The sequence below is a fragment of the Kribbella sp. NBC_00709 genome (assembly GCF_036226565.1).
GTDB lineage: Bacteria > Actinomycetota > Actinomycetes > Propionibacteriales > Kribbellaceae > Kribbella.
Genome location: NZ_CP108996.1, coordinates 4,394,684 through 4,415,444, shown reverse-complemented (window position 1 = coordinate 4,415,444; position 20,761 = coordinate 4,394,684). Strand labels below are relative to the sequence as shown.

The 20,761-nt window shown below is 68.9% G+C and carries 24 protein-coding genes; 14 read left to right on the top strand and 10 right to left on the bottom strand.

All coding sequences use genetic code 11. The features are described 5' to 3' along the window. Positions 1-281: 281 nt before the first annotated feature. Complete coding sequence (locus OHA18_RS21760) at positions 282-1,685, bottom strand: peptidoglycan recognition protein (protein WP_329006018.1); 1,404 nt, start codon at positions 1,683-1,685, stop codon at positions 282-284. 155 nt (positions 1,686-1,840) lie between these two features. On the opposite strand from OHA18_RS21760, the gene OHA18_RS21755 reads away from it, so the two are divergent. Then, the gene (locus OHA18_RS21755; protein ID WP_329006017.1) at positions 1,841-2,698 is read left to right on the top strand and encodes a hypothetical protein; all 858 of its coding nucleotides are present in this window, start codon (positions 1,841-1,843) and stop codon (positions 2,696-2,698) included. A gap of 53 nt (positions 2,699-2,751) precedes the next feature. Here the strand turns inward: OHA18_RS21755 and OHA18_RS21750 are convergent, their stop codons facing one another. Next, entirely contained in the window at positions 2,752-3,639 is an 888-nt protein-coding gene (locus OHA18_RS21750) for a hypothetical protein (protein ID WP_329006016.1), read from the bottom strand. A 144-nt stretch (positions 3,640-3,783) separates the two neighbouring features. On the opposite strand from OHA18_RS21750, the gene OHA18_RS21745 reads away from it, so the two are divergent. Together OHA18_RS21745 and hypB are read left to right on the top strand one after the other, a co-directional pair. Then, positions 3,784-4,113 carry a hydrogenase maturation nickel metallochaperone HypA/HybF gene (locus OHA18_RS21745; RefSeq protein WP_329006015.1) on the top strand — a complete coding sequence of 110 codons (330 nt, stop codon included), beginning with the start codon at positions 3,784-3,786 and terminating at the stop codon, positions 4,111-4,113. A gap of 1 nt (position 4,114) precedes the next feature. Continuing rightward, a complete protein-coding gene (gene hypB / locus OHA18_RS21740) occupies positions 4,115-4,912 on the top strand; it encodes a hydrogenase nickel incorporation protein HypB (RefSeq protein ID WP_329006014.1) in 798 nt (265 codons plus the stop codon). Here hypB and hypE read toward each other — a convergent pair. The 5 genes from hypE to OHA18_RS21715 all read right to left on the bottom strand — a co-directional run bounded on the left by hypE (position 4,881) and on the right by OHA18_RS21715 (position 10,230). Then, positions 4,881-5,972, bottom strand: a complete 1,092-nt coding sequence (hypE, locus tag OHA18_RS21735) for a hydrogenase expression/formation protein HypE (protein WP_329006013.1) — start codon at positions 5,970-5,972, stop codon at positions 4,881-4,883. The genes hypB and hypE overlap by 32 nt on opposite strands. After that, entirely contained in the window at positions 5,965-7,083 is a 1,119-nt protein-coding gene (gene hypD / locus OHA18_RS21730) for a hydrogenase formation protein HypD (RefSeq protein ID WP_329006012.1), read from the bottom strand. Before hypD ends, hypE begins: the two co-directional genes overlap by 8 nt. Further along, on the bottom strand, positions 7,080-7,394 hold the full coding sequence (locus OHA18_RS21725) for a HypC/HybG/HupF family hydrogenase formation chaperone (RefSeq protein ID WP_329006011.1): 315 nt from the start codon (positions 7,392-7,394) through the stop codon (positions 7,080-7,082). Before OHA18_RS21725 ends, hypD begins: the two co-directional genes overlap by 4 nt. Further along, on the bottom strand, positions 7,385-9,682 hold the full coding sequence (hypF, locus tag OHA18_RS21720; protein WP_329006010.1) for a carbamoyltransferase HypF: 2,298 nt from the start codon (positions 9,680-9,682) through the stop codon (positions 7,385-7,387). The genes OHA18_RS21725 and hypF overlap by 10 nt, the downstream gene beginning before the upstream one ends. Before the next feature lie 83 nt (positions 9,683-9,765). Beyond that, positions 9,766-10,230: a helix-turn-helix transcriptional regulator gene (locus tag OHA18_RS21715; protein ID WP_329006009.1), complete on the bottom strand. Its 465-nt coding sequence runs from the start codon at positions 10,228-10,230 to the stop codon at positions 9,766-9,768. A 177-nt stretch (positions 10,231-10,407) separates the two neighbouring features. On the opposite strand from OHA18_RS21715, the gene OHA18_RS21710 reads away from it, so the two are divergent. From OHA18_RS21710 to OHA18_RS21670, 10 genes are read left to right on the top strand one after another with little or no spacing between them, the layout of a single operon-like run. Further along, positions 10,408-11,481 carry a hypothetical protein gene (locus tag OHA18_RS21710; protein WP_329006008.1) on the top strand — a complete coding sequence of 358 codons (1,074 nt, stop codon included), beginning with the start codon at positions 10,408-10,410 and terminating at the stop codon, positions 11,479-11,481. A gap of 3 nt (positions 11,482-11,484) precedes the next feature. Beyond that, the gene (locus OHA18_RS21705) at positions 11,485-13,284 is read left to right on the top strand and encodes a nickel-dependent hydrogenase large subunit (protein WP_329006007.1); all 1,800 of its coding nucleotides are present in this window, start codon (positions 11,485-11,487) and stop codon (positions 13,282-13,284) included. Between the two features lie 14 nt (positions 13,285-13,298). After that, the gene (locus OHA18_RS21700; protein ID WP_329006006.1) at positions 13,299-14,138 is read left to right on the top strand and encodes a NifU family protein; all 840 of its coding nucleotides are present in this window, start codon (positions 13,299-13,301) and stop codon (positions 14,136-14,138) included. Beyond that, positions 14,135-14,803, top strand: a complete 669-nt coding sequence (locus OHA18_RS21695; protein ID WP_329006005.1) for a DUF5947 family protein — start codon at positions 14,135-14,137, stop codon at positions 14,801-14,803. Before OHA18_RS21700 ends, OHA18_RS21695 begins: the two co-directional genes overlap by 4 nt. Next, on the top strand, positions 14,796-15,428 hold the full coding sequence (locus tag OHA18_RS21690; protein ID WP_329006004.1) for a DUF6084 family protein: 633 nt from the start codon (positions 14,796-14,798) through the stop codon (positions 15,426-15,428). The genes OHA18_RS21695 and OHA18_RS21690 overlap by 8 nt, the downstream gene beginning before the upstream one ends. Continuing rightward, positions 15,425-16,702, top strand: coding sequence for a hypothetical protein (locus OHA18_RS21685; protein ID WP_329006003.1), 1,278 nt, complete (start codon positions 15,425-15,427; stop codon positions 16,700-16,702). Before OHA18_RS21690 ends, OHA18_RS21685 begins: the two co-directional genes overlap by 4 nt. Beyond that, positions 16,699-17,196, top strand: coding sequence for a hydrogenase maturation protease (locus OHA18_RS21680; RefSeq protein WP_329006002.1), 498 nt, complete (start codon positions 16,699-16,701; stop codon positions 17,194-17,196). The genes OHA18_RS21685 and OHA18_RS21680 overlap by 4 nt, the downstream gene beginning before the upstream one ends. Next, a complete protein-coding gene (locus tag OHA18_RS43355) occupies positions 17,196-17,297 on the top strand; it encodes a DUF6893 family small protein (RefSeq protein WP_442914402.1) in 102 nt (33 codons plus the stop codon). The genes OHA18_RS21680 and OHA18_RS43355 overlap by 1 nt, the downstream gene beginning before the upstream one ends. Before the next feature lie 4 nt (positions 17,298-17,301). Beyond that, entirely contained in the window at positions 17,302-17,520 is a 219-nt protein-coding gene (locus OHA18_RS21675) for a HypC/HybG/HupF family hydrogenase formation chaperone (RefSeq protein WP_329006001.1), read from the top strand. Beyond that, positions 17,517-18,209: a DUF6390 family protein gene (locus OHA18_RS21670; protein WP_329006000.1), complete on the top strand. Its 693-nt coding sequence runs from the start codon at positions 17,517-17,519 to the stop codon at positions 18,207-18,209. The genes OHA18_RS21675 and OHA18_RS21670 overlap by 4 nt, the downstream gene beginning before the upstream one ends. On the opposite strand, the gene OHA18_RS21665 is transcribed toward OHA18_RS21670, so the two are convergent. From OHA18_RS21665 to OHA18_RS21655, 3 genes are read right to left on the bottom strand one after another with little or no spacing between them, the layout of a single operon-like run. Continuing rightward, positions 18,161-18,562, bottom strand: a complete 402-nt coding sequence (locus OHA18_RS21665) for a helix-turn-helix domain-containing protein (RefSeq protein ID WP_329005999.1) — start codon at positions 18,560-18,562, stop codon at positions 18,161-18,163. The genes OHA18_RS21670 and OHA18_RS21665 overlap by 49 nt on opposite strands. Before the next feature lie 44 nt (positions 18,563-18,606). Beyond that, a complete protein-coding gene (locus OHA18_RS21660) occupies positions 18,607-18,885 on the bottom strand; it encodes a muconolactone Delta-isomerase family protein (protein WP_329005998.1) in 279 nt (92 codons plus the stop codon). Then, a complete protein-coding gene (locus OHA18_RS21655; protein ID WP_329005997.1) occupies positions 18,882-20,261 on the bottom strand; it encodes an NAD(P)H-quinone dehydrogenase in 1,380 nt (459 codons plus the stop codon). Before OHA18_RS21655 ends, OHA18_RS21660 begins: the two co-directional genes overlap by 4 nt. A 31-nt stretch (positions 20,262-20,292) precedes the next feature. Here OHA18_RS21655 and OHA18_RS21650 point away from each other — a divergent pair, with 31 nt between their 5' ends. Continuing rightward, positions 20,293-20,754 (top strand): gamma-glutamylcyclotransferase, encoded by a 462-nt coding sequence (locus OHA18_RS21650; protein ID WP_329005996.1) that lies wholly within the window; start codon positions 20,293-20,295, stop codon positions 20,752-20,754. The last annotated feature ends 7 nt before the right edge of the window (positions 20,755-20,761 follow it).

Sequence of the window (20,761 nt, the reverse complement as noted above, 5' to 3'; positions counted from 1 at the left end):
GGTGTCGGCGCTGACCCGGACACGGATGCTGCCGGTCGCCTTCCCGGTCGTCGTCCCCGGGTAGTAGAAGTCCAGGATCTGCTTCACCGACTTCCCGGCCAGCGCGGCTCCCTGGGCGCCGTACTGCGACAGCCCGCGACCGTGCCCGAACCCGCGGCCGTTGATCGTCGTGTCCGGGGCCGCCGCCGTCGGCACGATCTCGCGGGCCTGCGCGGTCGCGCTGATCACCGTGGACGACAGGACGACGGCCGCGATCGCTACCCCAGAAATCGGTACCGTTCTCATGAAGCTCTCCCGTAGACAAGATGGACCTGACGAGTACGGCGGTCCCAGACGAGCCAGCCGCGCTGGAACTTCTGCCGGGAGCCGCCCGGCGCCCGGTAAGCGTCGGTGATCGGCAGCCCGAGCCGCGCGCTGCCGGCGCCGAGCCGGCGGAAGCGGGTCCGGAACGCGCCGGCCGTCGAATGCGTGCCGCTGGCAACGGAGTAGAAGACGTCCCGGGTGGCGAAGTACGTCGCCCAGCCGGTCCGGGTCCGGTGCTCGCCCCAGAACGGCTGACCGATGTTCCGGAATCCGGCCTTGCGGGCGTACTGATAGATCGGCGTCGAGAAACTACCGCTCATCAAGGTGTTCACGCGTTGCCGCAGCCAGCCGAGCTTGTTGTACAACTGCGTCCCCGGGCAGGCGGTCGCCTTGGTGTCGCGATGTCCGGAGACGGTGTGCAGACTGCTTCCGTCGAGCCGGATCGTTGCCTGCGGCGACCGATAGTTGGCATCCAGCTTCCATGCGATCACCCGGGCCGTCGACTCCAGCATCGCCGCCGGCGGCGCGGCCTGCTCGAAGTTCCCGATCACCGCCACTCCGAACGAGTTCGAGTTGAACGCGGCCGTGTGCGCGCCGAGGACCGGCAGCTGCGCCCCGCCGTACCTGCCCTCGAAGACGCGACCGAAGCGGTCGACGAGGAAGTTGTACCCGAGGTCGCACCAGCCGCGGCTCTTCACGTGGTACGCGTACATCGCCCGCACCATCGCCGGGACCTGCGTCCGCGTGTAGTCGTTGCGATCGGCAGTGTGGTGCACGAACGCCGCCAGCACAGTCGTCGTGTACTTCGGTCGCGCACACGCAGCCCCGTTGTGGCTGCGGAGTCGCTCGTCTGCACCCCACCGCTTCCGGCTCACCATCAACGGCATCGGGTACGGCGCTCTCGAAGCGGCCGGCTCGATCGACTGCGCGGCCGGTTCATCGGCGTCCGTGGCCAGCACCCCAGGCTGAATCAGCACCACCTTGGCGCCGGCGATCGCCGTACCGGTGGCGGTGGCGGCGCTGGCCTGGACCCCGGTGGCATTGCCGACCCACAACGGCTCGGTGCCGCCGCGCTCAATTCCTTCGGCCACCAATGGATGTGTTTGTTGGGGATCCTTCGGATCGGGCCCGTGATCGTCCTCGACCGATAACGATTCCCAGTCGGTCCACTGTCCGTCGCGCTCGACGCGGACCTTCGCGGTGACGCCCCGCGTGCCCTCCGGCCAGGTGACGGCGACCATGCCGAACGGTTCGGTACGGGCTTGGACGGACGGACCGTCGAGCGGAATCTCCTGGTACGACGGGCCGGATTCGTTGTGCTGAAGGGGAATCAGGGTGGCCGCGGTCAGCACGAGAGGGAGTAGTCGGGCAGTCCTGCGCATGAGCCAGCCTTCCGGCGGTGTGACGACGGGCGCTGGGCGGTGTATCAATTATGCGCGGTCGGTGACCGTTTACCGGGGATTGCGTCACCCTGCGTGGCGTCGGCGTCTTGAGGGATTCGGTAGGCTCTGCGTAAAGCCCCCGAGAGAGGCCCGACATGGAATACATCCTGATCATCGCTGTCGTGGTGATCGCGGTTCTGGCGTACCGCTCGTACCGTCGGACCCAGCTGCAGACCAAGAAGCAGCACGAGATCACCGCCGCCGAGATCGAGGCGGTGAAGCGGACCGCGGACGAGGACATCACCCGGTTCGGCGAGGAGCTGCAGGACCTCGACCTGGACATGGTCGGCAAGGACCTCGGCGACGGTGCACGGCAGGACTACCAGCGGGCGCTGGACTCCTACGAGTCCGCCAAGCAGGCGGTCGGCCAGGTCACCCAGGCCGACCAGATCAAGCACGTGGTCGAGATCCTCGATGACGGCCGGTACGCGGCCGCGTGCGTGAAGGCGCGCGTGAACGGCGAGCCGCTGCCGCAGCGCCGCCCGGCCTGCTTCTTCAACCCGCAGCACGGGCCGTCCGTGGTCGACGTGCTGTGGTCGCCGCCCGGTGGTGCGCCGCGTGAGGTGCCGGCCTGTGCGGCCGACGCCGAGCGGGTCCGCGTCGGCGCCGAGCCGGACGTCCGCAAGGTGATGGTCGGCCCGCAGCGCGTCCCGTACTGGGAGGCCGGCCCGGCCTACTCGCCGTACGCGCAGGGTCTGTTCGGTGGCGTCGGCGGCGTGCTGACCGGCATGTTCATCGGCACCGCGCTCGGCGGCATGTTCTCCGGCGGCGGGTACGGCGACTACGGAGGCGGCTACGGCGACGGCGGCGGTGACTACGGCGACGGCGGCGGCGATGGTGGCGGCGACGGCGGGGGTGGCGACGGCGGGGGTGACTTCAACCCGTTCGACGGCGGAGGCGGCGACGGCGGAGGCTTCGACTTCGGCGGCGGAGACTTCGGCGGAGACTTCTGATCACGACAGGGCCCCGGTGACCACACGGTCACCGGGGCCTTGTCATGCGCTGATCACTCGCCGAAGAGTGGTGCGTTTCCTTCGGCGGTGTGGAGGTAGTAGACCGGGTCGCTGAAGGTGCCGGGGATCTTGCCGAGGCCCTGGATCACCGTCGCTGCACCGTTGGCGTGACCAACGGCGTACAGGTACGCCGAACCGGTGTCCTTGTCGATCGCCGTCAGCAACGTGCTCTGCGTGCCGCACTTCTCCGCGACCAGGACGTCGAAGTTCTGCCAGGTGGACGTCCGGACCTTCTTGACCACCGGCGCGGCCGTGCTCGTCGGGATGTGGATGGTGTAGAGCGCGCCGCCGTTGGTGACCGCCAGGAAGGTGTCGTACGTCGCAGTCTCGCTGATCAGCGCCATCGTCTTGACCGCCGAGTAGCCCGGGTACCGCGTGACCTGACGCTTGGCCCCGAACCGGTACAGCACCCCGTCGCCACGCAGCCGGTAGTCCGCCCCGCGCACGGTCTTGCCCCAGTAGAACGACGACTCGATCGCCTTGTAGCCCAGGTAGCCGACGCCGAGCGACTGCAGGCTGCTGGTCGGCTTGCCGGTCGAGTCGTGACCGTACTCGCCGGAGTACAGCGTGCCGCTCACGATCACCTGGCCGTACGTCGTGTCCTCGCCCGCGACCCCGACCGTCGTGGTCCAGGTCGACGCGAGCTTCGACAGCCCCGGCGCGAACAGGTGCGGACCGGCTCCACGCGTCGACTTGATCGGCGAGGACGCGGTGACCCCGGTGTTGGCGATGTCACCGCCCGCCGTGATCGACCCGACAGACATGGTGCAGGCCGCGGTTGTCGCGGCGTTCGCTGTGCTGGTAGAGGCGACCGGGGCGACAGCGACGGCGCCCAGCAGTACTGCGGCGGCGGAGGCTCGTTTCAGGATGAGGTTCTTCACACCTCACACGATGCGGCCTCCGCCGCCGAAGTTGCGTTATCTGGTGATCCTGATCGGGACGGACAGGGCGGTCGGGGCCGACGACGGGCCGAGCAGGAGCTCGGCCCTGGACCGCGCCGGACGGCCCGGCATACCGTCGGGAGCGTGCACGAGCTCGCCATCGTGGAGAGCATTGTCGATGCGATCGTCGAGAAGATCGGCGACGGACCGGTCGCCGCCGTCCGGCTGGAGATCGGCCGGCTGTCCGGGGTGGTGACCGACTCGATCCGGTTCTGCTTCGGGATCGTGGCCGCGGGGACCGGGCTGGACGGCGCCCGGCTGGACATCGACGAGCCGTCCGGGCGGGCGTACTGTCGGGACTGCCGACGGGAGTTCGCGCTCGACGACCCGATCATGCTGTGCGACTGCGGCAGTGCCGATCTCGACATTCTGGCCGGTCAGGAACTGCGGATCGTCTCGGTGGAGGTGCGTTGACATGTGCAGCACCTGCGGGTGTTCGGGTGAGGATGCCAGCACGAGGGTCACCCTCGTCGACGGCCCGCAACCGGTCCATGCCCACGACCACGAGCATCCCCATCCTCATCCACACGAGCACGAGCACGACCACCCGACCAGGACCGTCCTGCTCGAACAGGACATCCTCGCGAAGAACGATCTGCTCGCCGCGGCCAACCGGCACCGGCTGGCCGAGCACGCGGTGACCGCGATCAACCTGATGAGTTCACCGGGCTCCGGCAAGACCACGCTGCTCGAGCGCACCATCACCGACCTCGGCGATCGCCGGGAGACCTCGGTGATCGAAGGCGACCAGGAGACCTGGCTCGACGCGCAGCGGATCCGGTCGACGGGCAGCAAGGTCGTGCAGATCAACACCGGCGCCGGCTGTCACCTGGACGCGGAGATGCTCGCCCGGGGCCTGACCGAGCTCGCCCCGCCCGACGGCTCGCTGGTCTTCGTCGAGAACGTCGGCAACCTGGTCTGCCCGGCCCTGTTCGACCTCGGCGAGTCGGCCCGGGTGGTGATCATCTCGGTCACCGAGGGCGCGGACAAACCGGCGAAGTACCCGTACATGTTCCGCACCGCCGACCTCGTCCTGCTGAACAAGATCGACCTGCTCCCGTACGTCGACTTCGACGTCGACCTGTGCCTGGACCTGATCCACCGCCTCAAGCCGGACGTCGAGATGCTGCCCGTCTCCGCGACCCGCGGAGACGGCCTCGACGCCTGGCACGAGTGGCTCGCTAACAGATCCGAGGCAGCTGTTCTCCGATAGGTGTGTCGACCACGCGGGTAGCCCCGAACGCCGTCTTCGTCACGACCATCCCCGGATGCGCCTCGACGCATTCGCCGATGATCGCCGCGTCCGCGCCGAGCGGGTGGCACTGCATGGCCGCGAGTACGGCGTCCGCGTCCTCCCGCCGGACGATCGCGAGCAGCTTGCCCTCGTTCGCGACGTACAGCGGATCGAGGCCGAGGAACGAGCAGGCGTTCGCGACCGCCTCCGGCACCGGCAGGGCGCTCTCGGTCAGCTCGACGCCGACCCCGGACGCCTTGGCGATCTCGTTCAGCGAGGTCGCGACGCCACCCCGGGTCGGGTCGCGCAGGGTGTGCAGGTCCATGCAGACGTCGAGCATCGCCGCGACCAGCCCGTTCAGCGGGGCGCAGTCGCTGACCACCTCGGTGCCGAACGAGATGCCTTCGCGAACGCTCATGATCGCGATCCCGTGCACCCCGATCTGACCGCTGACGATGACGACGTCCCCGGGAACCGCTCGCTGCGAGCGAATGTCGACCCCGGCCGGGACCAGCCCGACGCCGGCCGTGTTGATGTAGACGCCGTCCCCGTGACCGGCGTCGACGACCTTGGTGTCGCCGGTCGCGATCGTCACCCCGGCCTGCCGCGCCGCCGCGCCGAGGTCCTCCGCGATCCGGCCGACCACGGTGAGCTCGACGCCTTCCTCGAGGATGAACCCGCAGGACAGGTACGCCGCCTGCGCGCCGCTCATCGCGAGATCGTTGACCGTGCCGTTGACGGCCAGGTGCCCGATGCTGCCACCGGGGAAGAACAACGGCTGCACCACGAACGAGTCGGTCGAGAACGCCAGCCGCGCATCGCCGAGCGTGAACACGGCCGAGTCCGGCAGCGCTCCCAGCATCGGGCTGGCGAACGCGGGCAGGAAGAGGTGCTCGACCAGCTCACCTGACATCTGTCCGCCGCCCCCGTGACCCATCACGACCGCAGGGTGATCGCGGAGCGGCAGCGGACAGACCCAGCCGTCGAAGTTCGGCGGACCGGGCATATCGGGATTCGGCAACATGACTTGCTCAGCCACCGGTCGTCACCACCTCGGCCGGCGTCTGCAGCCGGCGGTAGAGGTAGTACGCCGCGCACGCGCCCTCGCTGGACACCATAGTCGCCCCCAGCGGCTTGCGTGGCGTGCACAGCGTCCCGAACGCAGCGCACTCGTGCGGTTTGATCAATCCCTGCAGGACTTCACCGCTGCGGCACACCGTCGACTCCTCGGTGACGATGTCGCGCACCTGGAACCGGTACTCCGCGTCGTACTCGCGATACCGCTCGGACAGCCGCCAGCCGCTCTGCGGGATCATCCCGATCCCCCGCCAGGCCCGGTCGGTCGGCTCGAACACGTCGGCCAGCATCGCGATCGCGGCCGGGTTGCCCTCGTCGCGCACCGCTCGCCGGTACGCGTTCTCGACCACGTGCTCGCCCTTCTCGAGCTGGCTGACCGTGCGCAGGATCCCGGCCAGGATGTCGAGCGGTTCGAACCCGGTGACCACGATCGGTACGCCGAACTTCTCGGCCAGCGCCGGGTACTCCGACGTGCCCATCACGCTGCACACGTGGCCGGCGGCGAGGAAGCCCTGGACCCGGCAGTGCGGCGACTGCATGATCGCCTCGATCGCGGGCGGGACCCGGACATGCGAGACGAGCAGGCTGAAGTTCGGGATGCCGAGCTTCTTGGCCTGGTAGACGGTCATCGCGTTCGGCGGCGCGGTGGTCTCGAAGCCGATGCCGAAGAAGACGACCTCCTTGTCCGGGTTCTGCTGAGCCACCCGGAGGGCGTCGAGCGGCGAGTAGACGACCCGGACGTCACCGCCCTCGCTCTTGATCCGGAACAGGTCGCGGCTGCTGCCGGGCACCCGCAGCATGTCGCCGAACGAGCAGAAGATCACGCCGGGCTGGGCGGCGATCTCGAGTGCTTTGTCGATGATCTCCAGCGGAGTGACGCAGACCGGGCAGCCCGGGCCGTGGATCATCTCGACGCCGTCGGGCAGCAGCTGGTCGATCCCGTGCCGGACGATCGTGTGGGTCTGGCCGCCGCAGACCTCCATCATCGCCCACGGTCTGGTCACCGTGGCGTGGATCTGCTCGACCAACTTGCCGGCCAGCACCGGATCGCTGAACTCCTCGAGGTACTTCATTCCGCAGCCTCCCAATCCGTGCCGGGCGGGCGGCGTTCGCCGGCCTGCCGCGCGGCCAGTCCCCACTGGTCGCCGAACTCCTCCTCGAGCGCCCCGAGCTTGCGGAACAGCGCGAGCGACTGCATCGCGGACTCCTCGTCGAGTCGCTGCAACGCGAACCCGACGTGCACGATGGTGTACTCACCCACCTGCAGATCCGGCAGGTACTCCAGACAGACGTCCTTCAGCACGCCGCCGAAGTCCACCTGCCCCATCCGGGTCCCGTCCTCCTCCCGGATCTCGACGACCTTCCCCGGTACGGCTAGACACATGATGTTTCCCTCCCTGGAAGACGCGCCGCGACGGCCAGCTGACCGAGGGCGAGTCCGGCATCCGTCGGCGGCACCCGGCGATGCCGCAGCACGGTGAACCCGGCCCCGGTCAACGCCCTGGTAGTTGCCGACAGCAACACTCTGTTGACGAACACGCCGCCGGACAGCGCGACTGTGGTCAGTCCGTGGGCGGCGCGGGCCCGATCGGCCAGCGTCACCATCAGTTCGGCCAGGCTCTGGTGGAACCGGGCGCTGACGACCCCCGGTTCCACGCCGGCCAGTACGTCGTACACCACGCCGGCCAGCACCGGCGCCGGATCGATCTCCTCCCCTGTGACCGCGAACTCGTAGCCGCCGGGTCCTCGATCTGACGAGACCAGTCCTTCCAGCTCGATCGCGGCCTGCGCCTCGTACCCGGCCCGGTGACACACCCCGGCCAGCGACGCGACCGCGTCGAACAACCTGCCCATGCTCGACGTCGGGGCACAGGCGATGTCCTTGTCCAGTTGGGTTCTGAGCAGTTCGAGCTCCGGACCGCCGCACGCGGCCACGGACGGCAGCCGCCGATCCCATGGCAGGCCGGCGGCGAGCAGGTGCGACAGCGCCATCCGGCACGGGTTACGGACGCCCGCGTCGCCACCGGGCAACGGCACGTACTTGAGATGTGCGTACCGCTCGAACCCGTCGTACCCGGCGAGCAGCACCTCGCCGCCCCACACCGCGCCGTCGTCCCCGTACCCGGTGCCGTCGAAGGCGAACCCGATGACCCGGCCCTGATACCGGTGCTCGGCCATCACCGAGGCAAGGTGCGCGTGGTGATGTTGTACGCCGACCACCGGCCGCCCGGCCGCGTTGAGCTGGGCCCACTGCCGCGACCGGTACGACGGATGCTTGTCCGTCACGAATACCTCGGGCCGCACCCCGGTCAGCTGCTCGAGGTGCTGCTCGGCCCGCTCGAATGCCTGCAGGGTCGCCAGATCGTCCATGTCTCCGACATGCGCCGACAGCCAGGCGTACTGCCCGTCACCGAGGCAGAAGGTGTTCTTCAGATCCCCGCCCACCGCCAGCGCCGGCTGGATCGGGGCGGGCAGGTCGATCGGGAACGGCGCATACCCGCGGGATCGCCGCACCGGCAGCTCGCTGTCGTCGACGATCCGTACGACGGAGTCGTCGCAGGGCACGTGGATCGGCCGGTCGTGCCCGAGCCACGCGTCGGCGAGACCGGCCAGCCGGGTCATGGCCTCGTCGTCGGAGGTGACGATCGGCTCGCCGGACAGGTTGCCGCTCGTCATCACCAGCACACACGGACCGGGCTGGTCGAACAGCAACTGATGCACCGGCGTGTACGGCAGCATCACCCCGAGGTCAGGGTTGCCGGGGGCAACGGCTTCGGCGACGGCCGCACCGGGCTTGCGCCGCAGCAGCACGATCGGGTGCCGGCTGCCGGTGAGCAGTTCCTCCTCGGCGGCATCGACGGTGGCGATCCGCCGGACCGTGTCCAGGTCTGCGGCCATCACGGCGAACGGTTTGTCGCCACGATCCTTGCGCTTCCGCAGGGTGGTCACGACGGCCTGGTCGCCGGCGTCGCAGACCAGATGGAATCCACCGAGCCCTTTCACCGCGAGGATCGCACCGTCGGTCAGGAGCCCGTGCGCGGCCGCGAGCGCAGCCTCGTCGTACGCCGTCTCGACGCCGGGCTGGACCAGCTGCAGCTGAGGACCGCAGGCGGGGCAGGCGATCGGCTGGGCGTGGAACCTGCGGTCGGCCGGATCGGCGTACTCGCGGGCACAGTCCGGGCAGAGCGGGAAGTCGGCCATCGTGGTGGCCGGCCGGTCGTAGGGCAGGCCGGTGATGATCGTGAAGCGCGGCCCGCAGTTCGTGCAGCTGATGAACGGATGCCGATAACGCCGGTCGGACGGATCGGCGAACTCGGCCAGGCAGTCGGCGCAGGTCGCGACATCCGGCGAGACCAGCGTACGGCCCGATCCGGCGGTCGAGTCCAAGATGGCGAACTCGGTCCCACCCACCGATGGCAGCGACTCGAGCGTCACGGTCGAGACCACGGCCAGCGGCGGTGCGTCGGTGCGCACCCGGTCGCCGAATGCGGCCACCGCGGCGGCCGGTCCCTCGACCTCGGCGACGACGCCGGCCGCGGTGTTGCCGACCTGACCGGACAGCCCGAGCTCGCGCGCGAGCGAGTACACGAACGGACGGAACCCGACGCCCTGGACGACGCCGGTGACCAGCGCCCGGCTGCGCAAACGTTCCGGTTCGTTCGTGATGGTCACCCCGCCGGGCGAAAAGAAATGGCGAATTCCGCGATCAAAGGACAATTCGCACACTAAACCCGGACCGGGGCCCACGCCAGAGATCACGGACCGAAGATCTCGTGCACTCTTCGCAGGTCGCGCAACCGCGGTTCGGTATCGCCGCGCAACCAGCGGCTGATGGTCCGCACCGACACACCGATCCGCTGCGCGGCGTCCTGCTGGGACAGGCCCTGACCGTGCAGTACGCCGTTCAGCCAGTCGGCGAACGGCTCCACGGCCGGCTGCACCCGCCGTATCCCGGCACCGTGCAGCACCTCCACCTCGACGCCGTCGGGGAAGATCCGCACGGTCACGTCGAACACACCGTCCTTCGGCCCGGCGGCGGCCAGCAGGGCGGACGTGATGGCCTGGTACAGCGCCTGGCGCTCCTCCACCTCGAGTGTGATCGGCTCGAGCGCCTCGCGGACGAACTGCTCGGCGTCCGGCAGCGATCCCGGCCGGGCCGGGAAGCTGTGCGACGCCACGACCACGGGCGAGACGAACACCTCGCGATCGGGATCGTCCATTGCATGAGAATACCGGTGCGACACTGACAGAAAGACCCTCCCGGATTGTCCTGGAATCCACGAATCCCGGATTTCCGGATACCGCCATTAATAGCTGACACAAGTGTCTGTCGGACCGGTCGGTACCGACGTACGGTCGGAAAGTCCGGGCAATTTCCCGGCGAGGGAGGGCTGGTCGTGTCCACGACACTGGAGCCGGAGCAGGCGCAACAGGAAGCTGACGAGGGTGTCGTCCACATCCTCTGGATGAACGGGGGACTCAGCTGCGACGGCGACTCGGTCGCACTGACCGCGGCCACCCAGCCCAGCATCGAGGAGATCGTCCTCGGCGCCCTGCCCGGGCTGCCGAAGATCGCGGTGCACTGGCCGCTGATCGACTTCGAGTGCGGCCCCGAGACCGGCGCGGACAACTTCATCGCCTGGTGGCACAAGGCCGACCGCGGTGAGCTGGAACCGTTCGTGCTGGTGGTCGAGGGTTCGATCCCGAACGAGGCCGTGCACGGCACCGACGGCTACTGGGCCGGCTTCGGCAACAATCCGGCCACCGGTCAGCCGATGAAGACGTCCGAGTGGCTGGACCGGCTGGCCCCGAAGGCCACCGCGGTGGTTGCCGTCGGCACCTGCGCGACGTACGGCGGGATCCACGCGATGGCAGGCAACCCGACCGGTGCGATGGGTGTGCCCGACTACCTCGGCTGGAGCTGGAAGTCGAAGGCCGGTCTGCCGATCGTCTGCGTGCCAGGTTGCCCGATCCACCCCGACAACCTGTCCGAGACGCTCGTCTACCTGCTCTACCAGGTCGCCGGGCAGGCCCCCATGATCCCGCTGGACGCCGAACTGCGGCCGCAGTGGCTGTTCGGTCGCACCGTGCACGAGGGCTGCGACCGGGCCGGGTACTACGAGCAGGGTGACTTCGCCAAGGAGTACGGCTCCCCCAAGTGCCTGGTGAAACTGGGCTGCTGGGGTCCGGTCGTCAACTGCAACGTGCCCAAGCGCGGCTGGATCAACGGCGTCGGCGGCTGCCCGAACGTCGGCGGCATCTGTATCGCCTGCACGATGCCCGGCTTCCCGGACAAGTTCATGCCGTTCATGGACGAACCGCCCGGCAGCAAGATCTCCACCACCGCGAGCATGGTGTACGGCACGGTGATCCGGCGGCTGCGCAAGTACACCCTGAACGCGGGCAACAAGGAACCCAAATGGCGGCACAAGGGCTCCGAGCTCACCACCGGCTACGAGAAGGTGTGGTAGGCCATGACCACCACCGATGCCAAACCCTCCGCGACGAGCTCGAAGAGTTCTGATGTCGTCGAGATGGCGTGGGACCCGATCACCCGGATCGTCGGCAGCCTGGGCATCTACGCCAACGTGAACTTCAAGTCGAAGACCGTCGAGGAGTGCCACAGCACCTCGTCGATCTTCCGCGGCTACAGCATCTTCATGAAGGGCAAGGATCCGCGCGACGCGCACTTCATCACCAGCCGGATCTGCGGGATCTGCGGCGACAACCACGCCACCTGCTCGGTCTACGCGCAGAACATGGCGTACGGCGTCGTGCCGCCGCACCTCGGCGAGTGGATCGTGAACCTCGGCGAGGCCGCGGAGTACATGTTCGACCACAACATCTTCCAGGAGAACCTGGTCGGCGTCGACTACTGCGAGCGGATGGTCAAGGAGACCAACCCGAGCGTCCTCGAGCTCGCGAACCGGACCGAGGCGCCGCACGCCGGCGACCACGGCTACCGGACCATCGGCGACATCATGCGCTCGCTGAACCCGCTCGAGGGCGAGTTCTACCGGGAGGCGTTGCACGTCAGCCGGTACACCCGCGAGATGTTCTGCCTGATGGAGGGCCGGCACGTCCACCCGTCGACGCTCTACCCCGGCGGTGTCGGCACGGTCGCGACGATCCAGCTCTTCACCGACTACCTGACCCGATTGATGCGCTACATCGAGTTCATGAAGAAGGTCGTGCCGTTGCACGACGACCTGTTCGACTTCTTCTACGAGGCACTGCCCGGCTACGAGCACGTCGGCGAGCGGCGCGTCCTGCTCGGTTGCTGGGGCAGTCTGCAGGACCCGGCGCACTGCGACTTCACCTACCGCAACATGGAGTCCTGGGGCCGGAAGATGTTCGTCACCCCGGGCATCGTGGTCGACGGCAAGCTGGTCACCAACAGCCTGGTCGACATCAACCTCGGCCTGCGGATCCTGCTCGGCAGTTCGTACTACGACGACTGGGCGGACGGCTCGCACGAGAAGTTCGTCGACATCGACCCGCTCGGCAACCCGATCGACGTCCGGCACCCGTGGAACCAGCACACGTTGCCGAAACCGCAGAAGCGCGACTTCTCCAACGCGTACAGCTGGACGATGTCGCCGCGCTGGTTCGACGGCACCGACCACCTGGCCCTCGACACCGGCGGCGGCCCGATCGCGCGGCTGTGGTCGACGGCGCTGTCCGGACTCGTCAACACCGACTACATCCAGGCCACCGGGCACAGTGTGAAGATCCAGCTCCCGCGGACGGCGCTCAAACCGGCCACGGAGTACGAGTGGAAGATCCCGCAGTGGAGCAACGCACTCGAGCGGAACCGGGCCCGGACCTACTTCCAGGCCTACGCGGCCGCGCTCGCGCTGCATTTCTGCGAGAAGGCGATGGCCGAGGTCAGGGCCGGCCGGACCGAGACCTGGACGCCGTTCAAGGTGCCGGACGAGGCGATCTCGTGCGGGTTCACCGAGGCGGTCCGGGGCGTGCTCTCGCACCACATGGTGATCCGGGACGGCAAGATCGCGAACTACCACCCGTACCCGCCGACGCCGTGGAACGGCAGCGTCCGGGACAGCTACGGAACACCAGGGCCCTACGAGGACGCGGTCCAGAACACGCCGATCTTCGAGGAGAACCCACCCGACCGGTTCAAGGGCATCGACATCATGCGGGCGGTCCGCAGCTTCGACCCGTGCCTGCCGTGCGGCGTGCACATGTACGTCGGCAACGGGCGGGAGAAGACACACCTGCACTCCCCGTCCATCGCCGTGAAGCCTTACTGAGCCCGGGGGATGGCATGGATCGGCACGACGTCCAGGCGCTGAGCGAACGGATCGACGTACTGCTGGACGAGGTCCAGCGCGGCGCCGATCCGGCGCTGGCGCGCAAGGTGGAAGAGCTGGTCCGCGCGGTGCTCACACTGCATGGCGCCGGCCTCGAACAACTGCTGAACCTGCTCGACGAGCCGCAGGTCCGGCAGTTGGTCGGGGACGATCTGGTCGCCGGCCTGCTCCTGCTCCACGATCTCCACCCCGACGACGTCGCGACCCGGATCCAGGGCGCGCTGGACTCGGTCCGGCCGTACCTCGGCTCCCATGCCGGCGGCATCGACTACCTCGGCATCGACGACGACGGCGTCGTTCACCTGAGCCTGCAGGGCAGCTGCGACGGCTGCCCCGGCTCGACCGCCACGGTCCGGCTCACGGTCGAGAACGCCGTCCTCGACGCCGCGCCGGAGGCCATCGCGGTCGACGTCGCCGGGATGGTGAAGGAGAAGGAGAACCTGTTGACGATCCAGCCGTTCCGCCCCCACCGGGACAGCTGGCATCAGCTGGATCTGGTCCCACCCCCGGACCAGATCCAGCATCTTTCCGTCGCCGGCCTCGACGTGCTCGTGGCCAACCTGGCCGGCACGTACTTCGCCTACCGCAACACCTGCCCGATGTGCTCCTCGGGTCTGCATCACGGCCGGCTCGACAAGGACCGGCTGACCTGTCCGCGCTGCACGGCGGAGTACGACGTACGTCTGGCCGGGCGGGCACTCACACCTGAAGGGGCTCCGCCGCTCGAAGCACTCCCACTGCTGCCGGAGGGTTCCGGCTGGAAGGTAGCCATCCCGGGGGTGCAGCCGGCGTGAGGCCGCGGTCGACGTTGCGTTCGCTGGCGCGATCCAAACCCCTTCCGGCCGTCGATCCGGTTGCGGTCCTTCGCGAGTTCACCGGTGGGGTCCGCGAGCAGTTGGCGCCGGGTGAGCAGTGCGAGATGTGCGCCGTACCGATCGGTCCCCAGCACTCGCACCTGGCCGACATTCAGGATCACCGGCTGCTGTGCGCCTGCCGGGCCTGCTACCTGTTGTTCACCGACGGCGGCGCCTCGCACGGGCACTATCGAGTCGTCCCCGAGAGCTATCGGTCCAACGTGGACTTCACCCTGTCGTCGGCGCAGTGGGAAGCGATGGGGATCCCGGTCAACCTCGCCTTCCTCTTCTACCAGTCCGATCAGGGCCGGTACGTCGCCTTCTACCCGAGCCCGGGCGGTGCCACCGAGTCGCTGCTCGATCTGGCCGGCTGGGACGAGGTCGTGGCCGGCGATCCCCGCTTGCAGGAGCTGGTCCCGGACGTCGAGGCGGTGCTGCTGCGGCGGCTGGACGACGGGTTCGAGTGCCACCTGGTCCCGATCGACGCGTGCTACGAGCTGGTCGGGATCGTCCGCCAGTACTGGGAAGGCTTCGCCGGCGGCGAGGACGTCTGGCAGCGGATCGACGCGTTCTTCGCCGGTATCCAGGAGCGCGGCCGTGGTTGACCTCGACTTCACCTGCACCGACTCCGAGGCCGACCGGTACGCGGCGACCCCGTCGATCCGGATGCGCCTGCGGATCGAGGAAACGACCGGTACGCCGGTGCACGCGCTGGCGTTGCGCTGCCAGATCCGGATCGAGCCGATCCGGCGCCGGTACAACGACGAGGAGGCCGAAGGACTGGCCGACCTGTTCGGCGACCGGTCCCGCTGGGGCGAGACGCTGAAGCCGATCCAGCTCGCGTTCGTCACCCAGATGGTGCCCGGCTTCACCGGCACGACCGAGGTCGAGCTGCACCTGCCGTGCAGCTACGACTTCGACGTCGCCGCCAACAAGTACCTGTACGCGGTCCGCGAGGACGGCGTACCGCTGCTGCTGCTGTTCAACGGGACCATCTTCACCGGCAGCCCCGGCACCCTCTCGGTGACACCGGTCGCCTGGCAGAAGGAGACGACGTACTCGCTGCCGGTGGCGGTCTGGCGGGCGGCGATGGACCAGCATTTCCCGGGCGCCGCGTGGCTGAGGCTGCGGCAGGACACCTTCGACCGGCTGTACCGGTACCGCACCCAGGAAGCGTTGCCCGGCTGGGACGACGCGATCGAGCGACTCCTGAAGGAACGGCTGGAATGAACAGGTACGACGCCGTCCAGGAGATCGCGGACGCGCTGTTGTTCGAGGGTTATGTGCTCTACCCGTACCGCGCATCGGACGGAAAGAACCGGGTCCGCTGGCAGTTCGGCGTGCTGATGCCGCCGGACTACTCGCTGCTGGATCCGTCCGAGCGGTCCTGGTCGCAGACCGAGTGCCTGCTGGACGGCGACAAGGCCCTGATCCATGTGCGGTTGCGCTTCCTGCAGGCGCAGTGCCGGGAGGTGCTCGACGCCGATCGGGCCCTGGTCACGTCGCTGGAGACCGAGGATGCGACGTACCGGCCGTGGGACGAGGCTGTGGTGCGCACCGTCGACGTCGCCACGAACCTGTACAGGTTTCCCCGGGAGATACCGTTCAAGCTGCCCGGCGGCACCGACGTCGAGGCCATCGGCACAGCCGGATTCCTCCGCCGGAACAGGCTGCCGATCACCGGCACCGTGGCCCTGAGCCTCGAACCGCTGCCAGGCCCGTACGGCGTGACGCGGATGCGGGTCCGGGTCACCAACAGCACCCCGGACGGCAGCTCGGAGCGCGTCGGAGCACTCCGGCAGGCGCTGATCGCCCACCACGTCATGGTCGCCGCCGACGGCTGCCGATTCATCTCCCAGCTGGATCCGCCCGAGTGGGCCAGGGGATTCGCGGGCGGGTGTGAGAACGTCGGCCTCTACCCGGTGCTGGCCGGCGACCTGCTGCTGTCCTCGCCGATCATCCTGTACGACCACCCGACGATCGCGCCGGAGAGCCAGGGCGACCTGTTCGACGCCACCGAGATCGACGAGATCCTCAGCCTGCGTACGATGACGCTGACCGACGAGGAGAAGCGCGAGGTCCGCGGCACCGACCCGCGGGCGGCCGAACTGCTGGACCGGATCGAAACCATGCCGCCGGAGTTCCTCGACCGGTTGCACGGAACCATCCGCTACCTGCGCAAGGTGACCGAACCGGAGCCGGCCGACCAGCCGTGGTGGGATCCGGGCAGCGACAGCACGGTCTCGCCGGAAACGGACACGGTCCAGGTCGGTGATGTTGCCGTGGGCAACGGTACGCGCGTCAAGCTGCGGCCCGGGATCCGGCGGGCGGACGCGCAGGACATGTTCCTGACCGGACGGTTCGGCACGGTGGTCGCCGTCCTGTCCGACGTCGACGGCGAAACGCATGTCGCGGTCGCCCTGGACGGCGAGGAGGGCGAGGTCCAGCGGTCCCACGGCCGCTACCTGTACTTCAGCCCGGACGAACTGGAGCCGGTGACATGACCGTTCTGGTGGCCGGACTGGGCAACATCTTCAGCTCCGACGACGGTTTCGGCGTCGCGGTCGTCGACCAGCTCTCCCGGCGGTCCCTGCCGGCCGATGTCGAGGTCCGGGACTTCGGGATCCGCGGCATCCACCTGGCCTATCAGCTGCTGGAGCCGTACGACCTCGTCGTCCTGGTCGACGCGGTCCAGCGCGGCGGTCCGCCCGGCACGGTCTACATGATCGAGGCAGAGCCCGGCGACGAGCCCGGCGAGGACGTGGCGATGGATGCCCATGACCTCGGACCCGACGCTGTGCTCTCGCTTGTTCCGCGGCTTGGTGGCACCGTAGGACCTGTGGTGGTGGTCGGGTGCGAACCGGCCGGTATCGATCCCGGGATCGGGCTCTCACCGGCCGTCGAGGACGCGGTCGGCACCGCCGTACAGATGGTGATCGACCTGGTCACCGGACAGGTTGCCGGTCCGCCCGTCGGCGTGACAGAGGGGGAGAGCTGATGCGCTGGATGCTGCTGGCCGTCGTACTGCTCGCCATGGTCGTGCTGGGCTACTACGGGCTCGAGGACGTCCGTCGCTACCTCCGGCTGAGGGACATGTAGCCCGATGTGCCTGGGCATCCCGGGCCGGGTGGTCGACTGCCGGGACGGCGCGGACCTCGGCCGGGTCGAGGTGGCCGGCGTCGTCCGCGACATCAACATGTCCCTGCTCGACGACCCCGTTGCGCCCGGTGAGTACGTGCTGATCCACAGTGGCTTCGCGCTCGAGCGGATGTCGCAGCAACGGGCCGCGGACGCGCTCGCGTTCTTCGGAGCCGACCTGTGAACGGCTCGGCGCTGTTCCTTCGGTACGCGTACGCCCCCAACCTGCTCGGGTACTGCGGGCCCGCCGACAGCAGCGCCCTGCTCGAGTACGGCGCTCCGGGCCGCACCGACACCGGTTTCCGCGCGCTGGCCAAGCAGTTCGAGGGCGCCTGGCCACAGCTGCGAACGATCGCGGCGGCCACCGGTACGGCGGATCCGCTCGACGGCGAGGTGGTCGAGGCCTACTGGATCGGCAATCGCTTGCTGGACCGGGCCGGCGATGCCGAGGGCGGACTGCCTCATCACAGCTTCCAGGTGTTCTGTCTGTATCCGTGGGCCAACCTGCTGCTCGACGAACGCCGTACCGAGCACGCGCTCCAGGTGCTCGACCAATGCCGGATCCGGTGGGGCCGGGTGATCACGGTCACCGACGGCCAGGTCGTGGTGGAATCGCGGCCGCTGGTGTGGGACGGCAAGCGACTCACGCTCGGCGTGCCCGGCCGGGAGACGGCGAAGCGGGGGCTCGACGGCGTCAGCCTGATCGGCCCGCTGCACCCGGGCGACTGGGTGTCGCTGCACTGGGACTGGATCTGCGACCGGCTGACACCCGGCCAACTGGTTGCCTTACGCCACTATTCGGCGTACCACCTGGGGCTGGTCAATCAGCGTCTGGGCGGCCGGGCCGGGATGTCCGGGCCGAGGATCCAGTGAACGTCCGGCTGGCTCACCAGACCTGGTGAGTTCAGCACCGCCGGCCGCGAGACCGGGCCGTTGTCCGGCGCACCGGAGCGGTCGGGCTCCCAGCGGGCCGGGTCCTCGGTCAGGCCGAGCAGGTAGGTGACGGTGCAGTCGAGCGCGCCGGCCAGCTCCGGCAGGCGGACGACGTCGACGCCGGCGCCGTGCTCGAAACTCGACAGGGTCTTGTTGGTGGTCCTGATCCCCCGCCGCGCCAGCCGGCTGACCAGTTGCTTCTGCGTCAGCCCGAGCTGCAGTCGCCGCGTGCGCAACCGACCGCTGACGACCAGATGCCGGTCGACGGCGAGGTCGCTGCGATCCTCGAACATGAGTTACCCCCTGCAGCCACGATCCCCTGCCGTCCGTGAGCGCGTCAATTGCCCGGGCGCGGGGATTCCATCTCGGCGAGTGCATGCACCGTGTACCGAGCGAAGTTGAACACCGGCGCCCGTCCCAGCAAGCGTTCGAACTCCTCGTGCGTGTCCACCTCGTAGATCCACGCCCCACCGTGCGATCCGACGATGTGGTACCTCGCCAGTACCTTCCCCTCCCGCTCCAGCCGCTCCCCGTACTCCGGCATACCGCCGACTGCCCGCGCCATCTCGGGCGACAACAGGCTCAGCTCCATCTGCCACAGCACGAGGAACTTCATGAGCGGAGGTGCAGACGCCGGGCGGCTTCGGCGATCGAGCCGGAGACGGAGGGGTAGACGGTGAAGGCCTGGGCGACCTGGTCGACGGTGAGGCGGGCGCCTACGGCCAGGGAGATGGGGTGGATGAGTTCGCTGGCCCGGGGGGCGACGACCACCCCGCCGACGATGATGCCGGTGTTGGGGAGGCAGAAGAGTTTGACGAAGCCGTCCCGGACGCCCTGCATCTTGGCGCGGGCATTGTCGGCCAGTGCGACCTTGACGACCTGCGCCGTACTGCCGCCGGCGTCGACGACGGCCTGGGACAGGCCGACGGTGGCGATCTCGGGTGCGGTGAAGACGTTCGCGGAGACCGTCGACTGGTCCAGCGGGGTGACGGCGTCGCCCAGCGCGTGGGCCATCGCGATCCGGCCCTGCATGGCGGCCACCGAGGCGAGCATGAGTACGCCGGTGCAGTCGCCGGCCGCGTAGACGCCCCGGGCCGTGGTCCGCGACACCCGGTCGACCTGCACGAACCCGCCGTCGGTGAGCGACACGCCCGACTCGACCAGGTTCATGTCGTCGGTGTTCGGCAGCGATCCGACCGCGAGCAGCGCGTGCGAGCCCTCGACCTTCCGGCCGTCGGTGAGCGTCACCACGACCCCGTCGCCCTGCCGCTTCACCGACTCGGCCCGGGACTTGCTCAGGACCGTCAGGCCGCGCCGCTTGAACACGTCCTCCAGGACCGCTGCCGCGTCAGCATCCTCCCCCGGCAGCACCCGGTCCCGGGACGACACCAGGACGACGTCGCTGCCGAGCGCGTCGTACGCGCTGGCGAACTCCGCGCCGGTGACACCGGAGCCGACCACGATCAGCCGCTCCGGCAGCTCATCGAGCTCGTAGACCTGCTCCCAGGTGAGGATCCGCTCGCCGTCCGGCTCGGAGCCCTTGAGGATGCGAGGCCTTGCCCCGGTGGCGATCAGCACGACGTCGGCGTCCAGCCGCTCGTCGCCGACGACCACGGCCTCCGGCCCGTCCAGCCGGCCGCGGCCCTTGATGATCCGGACCTTGTCGGAGTCCAGCCGGCGCTCGATGCCCTCGGACTGGGCGGTGGCCAGCGCCTTGACGCGTTTGTTGACGACGGAGAGATCGACACGCACGGAATTCGCCGGATCGTCGTCGCCGTCGTCCAGCCGGACGCCGAGCTCACCGGCCTCCTCCACCTCGGTCATCACCTCGGCGGTGGCGATCAGGGTCTTGCTCGGCACACAGTCGGTGAGCACCGCGGAACCGCCGATCCCGTCGGAATCGACGACCGTCACCTCCCCGCCCAGTTGAGCGGCCGCACTCGCCGCTTCGTACCCGCCTGGACCGCCTCCGATGATCACAACTCGCGCCACGAGAGGCCATTGTTCCGTATCCTGTGTCGTCGTGACCCTGTACGCCGCGTTTGCGTCGAATCTGGACCCGAACCTGATGGCCGACCGGTGCCCGTACTCCCCCCTGCGCGGGACCGGCTGGATCATCGGCTGGCGCCTCACCTTCGGCGGCGAGGAGCTCGGCTGGGAGGGCGCCATGGCCACCGTCGTCGAGGACCCGTCCGACCCGGCCAACCAGGTCTTCGTGGCGCTGTACGACGTCCACCCGAAGGATGTCGAGCGGCTGGACGAGTGGGAGTGGATCGCCCAGGACGTCTACAGCAAGATCCAGGTCCGGGTGCAGACCCTGGACGGCGAGCAGCTGGCCTGGATGTACGTGCTGAACGCCTACGAGGGCGGCCTGCCCTCGGCCCGCTACCTGGGCATCCTCGCCGAGGCGGCCGAGGCCGCCGGCGCCCCCGACGACTACGTCGCCGACCTCCGCGCGCGCCCCTGCCAGTCATCTGGGCATTAGCTATCGT